Origin of the sequence: Saccharopolyspora sp., assembly GCF_017434145.1 — a bacterium.
GTDB classification, from domain to species: Bacteria; Actinomycetota; Actinomycetes; order Mycobacteriales; family Pseudonocardiaceae; genus Saccharopolyspora_C; species Saccharopolyspora_C galaxeae.
This window is the reverse complement of sequence record NZ_JAFRFW010000216.1, coordinates 1-7,696: the sequence shown is the minus strand read 5'-3', so window position 1 is coordinate 7,696 and position 7,696 is coordinate 1. Positions and strand designations below refer to the sequence as shown.

9 protein-coding genes and 1 tRNA gene are annotated in these 7,696 nt (G+C 66.6%); 3 read left to right on the top strand and 7 right to left on the bottom strand.

The annotated features are described in order from the left end of the window. Positions 1–616: 616 nt before the first annotated feature. A protein-coding gene (locus tag IJH84_RS06205) for an IS3 family transposase (RefSeq protein ID WP_295141371.1) occupies positions 617–1,782 on the bottom strand; the annotation gives its coding sequence in 2 pieces (ribosomal slippage) (positions 617–1,495 and positions 1,498–1,782; 1,164 coding nt in all). Between the two features lie 137 nt (positions 1,783–1,919). Here IJH84_RS06205 and IJH84_RS06200 point away from each other — a divergent pair. Continuing rightward, positions 1,920–2,663 (top strand): VIT family protein, encoded by a 744-nt coding sequence (locus tag IJH84_RS06200; RefSeq protein ID WP_295141368.1) that lies wholly within the window; start codon positions 1,920–1,922, stop codon positions 2,661–2,663. Positions 2,664–2,709: 46 nt separating this feature from the next. On the opposite strand, the gene IJH84_RS06195 is transcribed toward IJH84_RS06200, so the two are convergent. From IJH84_RS06195 to IJH84_RS06180, 4 genes are all read right to left on the bottom strand, one after another. Next, complete coding sequence (locus IJH84_RS06195; RefSeq protein WP_168547852.1) at positions 2,710–3,195, bottom strand: DUF2231 domain-containing protein; 486 nt, start codon at positions 3,193–3,195, stop codon at positions 2,710–2,712. A gap of 579 nt (positions 3,196–3,774) precedes the next feature. Further along, a tRNA-Ala gene (locus IJH84_RS06190) sits at positions 3,775–3,832 on the bottom strand. 249 nt (positions 3,833–4,081) lie between these two features. Further along, the gene (locus tag IJH84_RS06185; protein ID WP_168546431.1) at positions 4,082–4,414 is read right to left on the bottom strand and encodes a PadR family transcriptional regulator; all 333 of its coding nucleotides are present in this window, start codon (positions 4,412–4,414) and stop codon (positions 4,082–4,084) included. 30 nt (positions 4,415–4,444) lie between these two features. Continuing rightward, positions 4,445–5,692 carry an APC family permease gene (locus tag IJH84_RS06180; protein ID WP_295141360.1) on the bottom strand — a complete coding sequence of 416 codons (1,248 nt, stop codon included), beginning with the start codon at positions 5,690–5,692 and terminating at the stop codon, positions 4,445–4,447. A 197-nt stretch (positions 5,693–5,889) separates the two neighbouring features. Here IJH84_RS06180 and IJH84_RS06175 point away from each other — a divergent pair, with 197 nt between their 5' ends. Further along, positions 5,890–6,276, top strand: a complete 387-nt coding sequence (locus IJH84_RS06175; RefSeq protein WP_168546433.1) for a hypothetical protein — start codon at positions 5,890–5,892, stop codon at positions 6,274–6,276. 24 nt (positions 6,277–6,300) lie between these two features. On the opposite strand, the gene IJH84_RS06170 is transcribed toward IJH84_RS06175, so the two are convergent. Next, the gene (locus IJH84_RS06170) at positions 6,301–6,642 is read right to left on the bottom strand and encodes a hypothetical protein (RefSeq protein ID WP_168546434.1); all 342 of its coding nucleotides are present in this window, start codon (positions 6,640–6,642) and stop codon (positions 6,301–6,303) included. A gap of 77 nt (positions 6,643–6,719) precedes the next feature. On the opposite strand from IJH84_RS06170, the gene IJH84_RS06165 reads away from it, so the two are divergent. Next, a complete protein-coding gene (locus IJH84_RS06165; RefSeq protein ID WP_168546435.1) occupies positions 6,720–7,142 on the top strand; it encodes a hypothetical protein in 423 nt (140 codons plus the stop codon). A gap of 32 nt (positions 7,143–7,174) precedes the next feature. Here the strand turns inward: IJH84_RS06165 and IJH84_RS06160 are convergent, their stop codons facing one another. Beyond that, positions 7,175–7,594, bottom strand: coding sequence for a DUF6262 family protein (locus IJH84_RS06160; protein ID WP_168546436.1), 420 nt, complete (start codon positions 7,592–7,594; stop codon positions 7,175–7,177). Positions 7,595–7,696: the final 102 nt, after the last annotated feature.

Sequence of the window (7,696 nt, the reverse complement as noted above, 5' to 3'; positions counted from 1 at the left end):
GAACTGCTCGCTGGTGTCGAGCGAGTTCGTGACCAGCCGCAGCTCGGTGATCCCCTCCGCTGCGCCGCCCCGGGCCCGCGCGACCACCTGCTTCGCGTACTCATAGCGCCCCTGCTGGTACAGGTCCGCAGTGGAGGACCACAGCATCCGCGAGGCCAGTTGGGAGATCGTGTCCTTCTCGCCGCCGGTGACGCGCCGCGCGGCGTCAGGCGGCAGCGAGGTCAGGAGCCTATGCAGCGCCGCCGCCTGCTGAGCGACGCAGTCGAGGCTGGCGCGTCCATCACCTGCTGGATTTGGTTTCCTGAAGTGCTAGAGTGCTGGGATTAGAACGGTCGTTGCGTTGGCGCGGCACATCCTGGGCTACGAGGACGGGGAGTTTTCGGCTCGCGGTGAGCCGAAGTCAGCTCGCCCGGTTGGCCGAACAGGTCAGGTCGCGCTGCTGGCGCACGTGCCGTCTTCGCAGACGCTCGTAGCGACTTGTTCCGGTACACCTGGCAGACTCGTCCTTTCAGTGCGGGTACGTAGCAGTGCGACCTTGGAACGACAGAATGCTCGGGTTCACGATGTTTCCGTTGCGGATCTGGGACTGCTGCACCGATAGGTGACAGTTGCGGTGTTATGCCGCCGAGGCGGCTGTGTTGATGATGGTCTCGTATTCGATCGGGGTCAACCGGCCGAGGCGTGCTTGCCGGCGTCGGCGGTGATAGGTCCGCTCGATCCAGGTGATGATCGCGATCCGTAGCTGCTCGCGAGTGCTCCACCGTTGCCGGTCGAGGACGTTGCGTTGCAGGAGCGCGAAGAACGATTCCATCGCTGCGTTGTCACCGGCGGCGCCGACGCGACCCATGGATCCGACCAGGCCGTGCCGGTTGAGAGCGGACACGAACTTGCGCGATCGGAACTGAGAGCCCCTGTCGGAGTGGACAATACAACCCGAGACGTCATCGTCTCGGCGGGCGACCGCATTGTTGAGCGCAGCCACCGCGAGCCGCGAGTGCATGCGGGAGTCGATGCTGTAGCCGACGATCCGCCCCGAGCAAGCGTCTTTGATCGCGCAGAGGTAGAGCTTGCCCTCGTCGGTCCAGTGCTCAGTGATATCCGTCAACCACAACTCGTTCGGGGACTCAGCGGTGAAGTCCCGTTCGACCAGGTCGTCGTGCACCGGCGGACCGGGCTTCTTACCGTTGCGTGCACGTTTCTTGCCGAAGCTCGACCACCAGCCGTTAGCGCAGCAGATCCGCCACGCCGTCCTCGGGCTCATCGGTTGACCTGCAGCTTCGGCTTCATCGGCGAGGAGTCGGTACCCGAACTCTGGATCATCACGGTGCGCGTCGAACAGGGCGTTCGCCCGGTCCGCCGCGACCCGATCGGCGGTGGTGACCGCGTCCTTGAGCCAGCGGTAGTAGGGCTGTCTGGCGAGCTTGAGAACCCGGCACGTCACCGTGACGGGGATCCCGTCGGCGGCGAGCTCCTGCACGAGCGGGTACATCATTTTCCCGGCAGGTTCGCCTGCGACAGATACGCCGCGGCCCGGCGCAGGACTTCATTCTCCTGCTCCAACAACCGGATTCGCTTGTTGGCTTCCCGCAGCTCAGCGGACTGCCCGCTCGTCATGCCGGGCTTGGTGCCGTCGTCGATGTCGGCGCGGCGCAGCCACTTCGTCAAGGTCATCTCGTGGATCCCGAAGTCCTTCGCGACCTGCGCGAGTGTCCCCCCAGGTTCACGGTCCCGGGCAACCCGGACCACATCGTCACGGAACTCCTGCAGATAGGGCTTAGGCACGATGGCCATCCTTCCAGGCCCACCCCTCGGGCAAGCCAGATCAGATGTCACCTATCGGTGCAGCAGTCCCTCCCCCTGCACTAGGGTAGCCTCACGTTCGTTGAAATGGCCGCTGACCAGCGTTTAGTCTGGCCGCTGTGACGAACAGGGACGGGATCGCCGACACCGCGACAGAACGCTCAGGACACGACGGTGAGCCGCACAGCGGCGCAGTCGGGAGCAAGCTGAATTGGCTCCGAGCCGGAGTCCTCGGAGCCAACGATGGCCTGCTCTCCACCGCGGGATTGGTGATCGGCGTCGCCGCAACCGCCGCCACCCCCGGAGCCATTCTGGTCGCCGGCGTCGCCGGACTGTCAGCAGGCGCATCAGCAATGGCCCTCGGTGAATACGTATCCGTGAGCACCCAGCGTGACACCGAGAAGGCGTGGATCGCGAAAGAGCAACGGGAACTTCTGGAGCAGCCGGAAGAGGAGTTCGACGAACTCGTCGGCCTCTACACCGCCAAGGGACTGAGCGAGGCGACCGCCCGGCAGGTCGCCACTGAACTCACTGCCGCCGACCCCTTGCGTGCTCATCTCGACATCGAGTTGGGTATCGACCAGGAAGAACTGACCAATCCCCTGGCAGCGGCGTTATCGTCAGCGGTCGCGTTCAGCCTCGGCGCGCTCATCCCCATCGCAGCCTCCCTGATCGCCTGGCACCGCATGCTCTGGATCGTGCTCGCCGTCGCAGTCGGACTCGCCGTCACCGGCTACGCCTCAGCCGCGCTCGGCGGCGCCAACCGCCGCACAGCGGTCATCAGGCTCCTCGTCGGCGGCGCAGCCGCCATGGCCATCACCTACGCGATCGGCCGACTCCTCGGAACCACAAGCCTCACCTAAACCAAGATCCGCCACCGCAGCGCGCCGCAGCCCGATAACCCGATCGTCAAATGCCTGACCACACCATCGCCGCGCCCGAATGCCCTGCAATCACCACCCCGACGATCCCACCGACGGCAACAAGAACAGACAGAACACCGAGCGCGATTGCGCCCACCCGCCCACGAAGAGCGGCCATCACCGGAACCTTCCGATGAACCCACGAACTAGAACCGGCCCACACCATCACCGCAAGAACGAACAAGGCAATAGACCACAAGAACGTGACTGTCCCCTGCGTCGAGTGATCCTCGATCTGCGCGCGCATCGAAGCCATCGCCAGCCGCTTCTCTAACCGCTCCCCCGACTCCTTCGCCAGATAGCAGCCGATCACCGCAGCAAGCGCAAGGACCGGGAGAACCAAGCCCGCGCGGTCGCAGGCCCGAGCCGACCATGCGCAGACCACCAGTAACAGAGCTGCAAGCGGCACCAACACCACAGCACCGTGAACGAACAAGGGATGCGCCGGAATCCCGGCGATATCAGTGAACACACCGAAACAATGCCACCCGATCCTGCCAATCCACTGTCAACGAAGCCGGAACTCACCAGAGCGCGTGCACGAGGCTCGAGGCGAACACCCCGTACCACGGGCGAGGACTCGGAAGCGTGGAGCCCCCTGACGAGGACCACGAGTTGCGAGCGACGGCCCACCTCCTACCCGCCCTCATTCATCGTGTCATGCACTACAGATGACTCTGTAGCGAACAATGCAGCGGCGGAGCATCACACCGATCGAGACAGTCCCTCTGAATGGGCGCCGAGGTTCGACGCGTACCTGCTGGTTTCGTGCGATGATGCTGCGCCGCCATCGTCGACAGGCTGACCTTCTGCGGGAACATCATCGAATCCGGCACCGACTCTTACCGCCTCGCCCACACCCGGAACCGTCTCGCTGGGGGAGCCGCAACGCCCGCCGAGTGACGCTCAAATTCATGAACATTCCAAGGCAGATCCTGCCCCGGATGGCGCTCAAATTCGTGAACAAGTGATGCTGACCCTCACGAACCTAGCCACCCGACCGGTAGCCGGAAGCTCTCTGTTGACGACGTTCGTCAGTAACCCGCAACGCTAGGGGATTCGAACCCCTGACCCTCGCCTTGCAAAGGCGATGCTCTACCAACTGAGCTGAGCCCCCGTATTCGGATGCGCACCCGCTAACGGGCTCCGTCCTACCGTCAAGCTACGACCGTGTGGTGGACATGCCCACCACAACATCCCTGCTGGCCAACCCCTCACCGGACCCGTCAGCTATAGATAATCTCCGGATGCATCTGGTCCGCGTCGACATCGCCGCCCGCGTCAGCGCCCTGATCGCCGAGCTGGCCAGCCGATAGGCACGCCGCTGCGAGCTGGCCGGTGACCACGACTGCGCCCGGTCAGCAGGAGTTGTCCTCGCGAGGACTGGGATCGAGGAGCTCGCCGGAGAGTTCACCGATGACCCGGCGGAGGTTGCCCAGTTCGTCGATCCCTGCGGTCGTGGCAGTGTAGACGCGGCGGACGCGGCCATCGACGGTCTGCTCCTGCGAGGTCAGTAGCCCGGCGTCCTCGAGCCGTTGCAGCAGTGGGTAGAGGGTGCCCGGTGAGATGCGGTATCCGTGGTGGGCGAGTTCGTCGGTCATCCACGCGCCGTAGACCCCACCGTTTTCGGCGGCATGGTGCAGGACGTGGACGGGAACGACTCCGCGGAGTAGGTCACGTACCAGGTCCATATCGGTCGACGATACCGAAACCGGGACCGTTCACCGGGCCTGCATCTGCCGGCGTGCGCCGTAGACGAGGGCGCCGAGGGCGATGACTGCGGCGCCGGTCAACACCGAAGGCAGTGGCAGCGTGAACGCCAGCACGACACAACCGGTTGCGCCGACGATCGGGATCAGCCGACGGGGGCGGCCTTCAGAATTGCTGAGCATCCAGGCCGAGGCGTTGGCGATGCAGTAGTAGGCCAGTACCCCGAACGAGGAGAAGCCGATCGCGCCACGCACGTCCACGGTGGTGGCGAGAACGGCGACGACCACGCCGACGGCGATCTCGGCGTGATGCGGCACCCCGAACTTCGGGTGCACGGCTGCCAGCGCTTCCGGGAGGTGCCGATCGCGCGCCATCGCCAAGGTGGTGCGGGACACGCCCAGGATCAGTGACAGCAACGACCCCAAGGCAGCGATCGCGCCACCGACACTGACCAGCGCGACGATCCCCGGGACGCCGGCCACGCGAGCGACGTCGGTCAGCGGCGCCGCTGAGGCGGCCATCTGCTCCGGGCCCAGGACCGCCAGTGCCGTCGTCGCCACCACCGCGTACACCACGAGCGTGATCGCCAACGCGATCGGAATCGCCCGCGGGATCGTGCGCTGCGGATCACGCACCTCCTCACCGAGGGTCGCGATCCGCGCGTACCCAGCGAACGCGAAGAACAACAGGCCCGCGGCCTGCAATACCCCGTACACCGACACCGGCGAGGAGATCGCCAGCCGCTCGGCATGCAGCGATCCGGACCCGCTCGCCGACACCACCACCGCGGCGAGCACGGCCAGCACCACCGCCACGATCACCCGGGTCAGCAACGCCGACTTCTGCACCCCGCGATAGTTGACCGCCGTTAACGCCACCACCGCGCCGACAGCGACGGCACGCGCGTGCTCCGGCCACGCGTACGCGCCGACCGTCAAGGCCATCGCCGCACACGAGGCGGTCTTGCCGACCACGAAGCTCCACCCGGCCAGATACCCCCAGAATGCGCCCAAGCGCTCACGCCCGTACACGTACGTACCGCCGGACTGCGGGTACCGCGCGGCCAACCGCGCTGACGAGACCGCGTTGCAGTACGCGACCACCGCGGCGACAGCGAGGCCGATCAGCAACGCTGAACCAGCCGCGGACGCCGCCGGCGCCAACGCGGCGACGATCCCCGCGCCGATCATCGACCCCACACCGATGACCACCGCGTCACCGACGCCGAGTCTTCGTTGCAGCGCAGCCTGTTCGGACACCGATCCTCCTCAGTCGTGACCTACCAACCTCGAGAACGGTAGTCGATATCGAAATCCGATACCAGGTCGGTGGTGGTACGCCGATGCGGTGTTCATGCAGCGTTCACGCTCGGCGGCAGTTTCGGCCGGATCCAGCCAGGCCGGGTTGCGGTCGGGGGTGTGGACCGCCGGTGTGCCGGGGCTGGCAGGCTCAGACCATGACAGAGGACCTGACCGAGGCTGCACTGGAGCGGATCCGCGCTCGTTTTCTTCCGGGCGCGTACCCCTCGCTCGACATCCGAAGCGGCTGGTACCAGCTGATCATCGACCTCGACCACGAGCTCAGCGCCATCGACCCCGACTACCAGCTGGTGCAGGTCAAGGAGAAGTTCGGCGGCCTGCGCTACTACGTCGAGTTCGAGCCCGACAAGTCCCGGCCCGGCTTCAACGATCTGATCCGGGCGGCCGAGCGGCGATCGGAGCGGACCTGTGAGGAGTGCGGCGCGCAGGGTGCGCCTTCGCACCGCGGGAGCTGGGCCAGGACACTGTGCGCAGCCGATGCAGCGGCGAGCGGTTTCGTCCCCGACGCCGCTGCGACCGACTAACGAGCACCGCCCCTTTGCGGCGGTTCAGTGTTCGGCGCCGCCGATGACCCGCTGCATCGGCACCGTCACCTCGTGATCGGCGAGCGTGAGCGTGATGCCAACCTCACGCACACCGGCGGCCAGGAGGCGCCGCTGGAGTGCCTCGAGCACTACGGCGGCCGACGTGCCGCCATGGGGCCCGATCAGAGGTTCCGTCGCGGCCACGGCGCTGTCGAGGGCCTGTACGGCCGCGCGGTAGCGGCGGTCGATCAGGCTCATCTCGTCGACGATCGCATCCACACGTGTCCGTAGCTGCGGATCGGACAGGATCTGGGTCAACCGGTCATTGCCGGAGACGAACTGCGCAGCCTCGTCGCTTCTGGCCATATCCGTCAGTATTTACCCCCCCAGGGGCCGGGATCGGGGGTGGACAAGCCCACGCCGCGCCAAGGATCATCGACCGCGTGAACGAGGCCGCCACCGACACCGACGACTCTGACGGCGCAGGCTCTCTGCTCGACCAGCTCGTTGGGCCCTTCTACGACGCGGACGGGGTCACCAGCTACCTCACGGTCACAGACGCTGAACTGAGCGCGATGGTCGCCGCCGACCACGTGATCGCGGTGCCGCTCGCCGCCGGCACGCCGGTATTCCCGGCCTGGCAGTTCCGCCCCGACCGGCGGGTTGACGAGCAGTTGCTCGCTGTCTGGCGTGCATTGCGCGGTGCGGCTGATCCGTGGACCGCGGCGTGCTGGATGTGCGCGCCGTCCCGAGACCTCGATGGCGAGACGGCGATCGCCTTTCTCACCGACCGGGCCCGGAGAGCTGATCGCCTGCAGACGGTGCTGGCCCGGGCAGCCGAGGACTGCGCCCGTTGGTTGCAGTAGCTGATCGGGCCGGCAGTGCCGGAGGGTGGCGGTCAGTCCGGTGAGAGGTCGTCGATCTCACCGTGCAGCCGGGCGATGGTGCCCTCGAGGTGCTTGATTTGCCGGGTCAGCTCGGCGATCTTGGCGTCCTTGTGACGCAGTCGCAGGTGCATTCCTGCGATCACCCCGGCATCGGGGTCGGCCGCTGGCTGCGGCACGGCCGCGGCTGAGCCGTCAGCGGGACGATCCGGCGCGGCGCTCCGGCGTTGCCGGTGGATCTTCTCGAGCAACTTCTTATGCCGGTAGACGGTGGCGCGGGCCAGTCCGGCCCGCCGGGCGACGGCCGCGACGCTGATGGCCTCACCGTCGCGGCGCATCTGCTTGAGCGCCTTCTCGATGCTGCGCTTGGACTCCTCAGATCGGAATGCGGCACTGGCGGCGAGCGCGGTGAGCGAGGCTTCGTTGGCCGTCACAGGCTGCCCGCCTGACCTACGGCATCGTCGCCGTCCTCGCAAGCGTCGTTGACGGTGCCGCGATCGGTGTCGATCCCGGGGGAAGCGGCGCGCAGCGCCGAT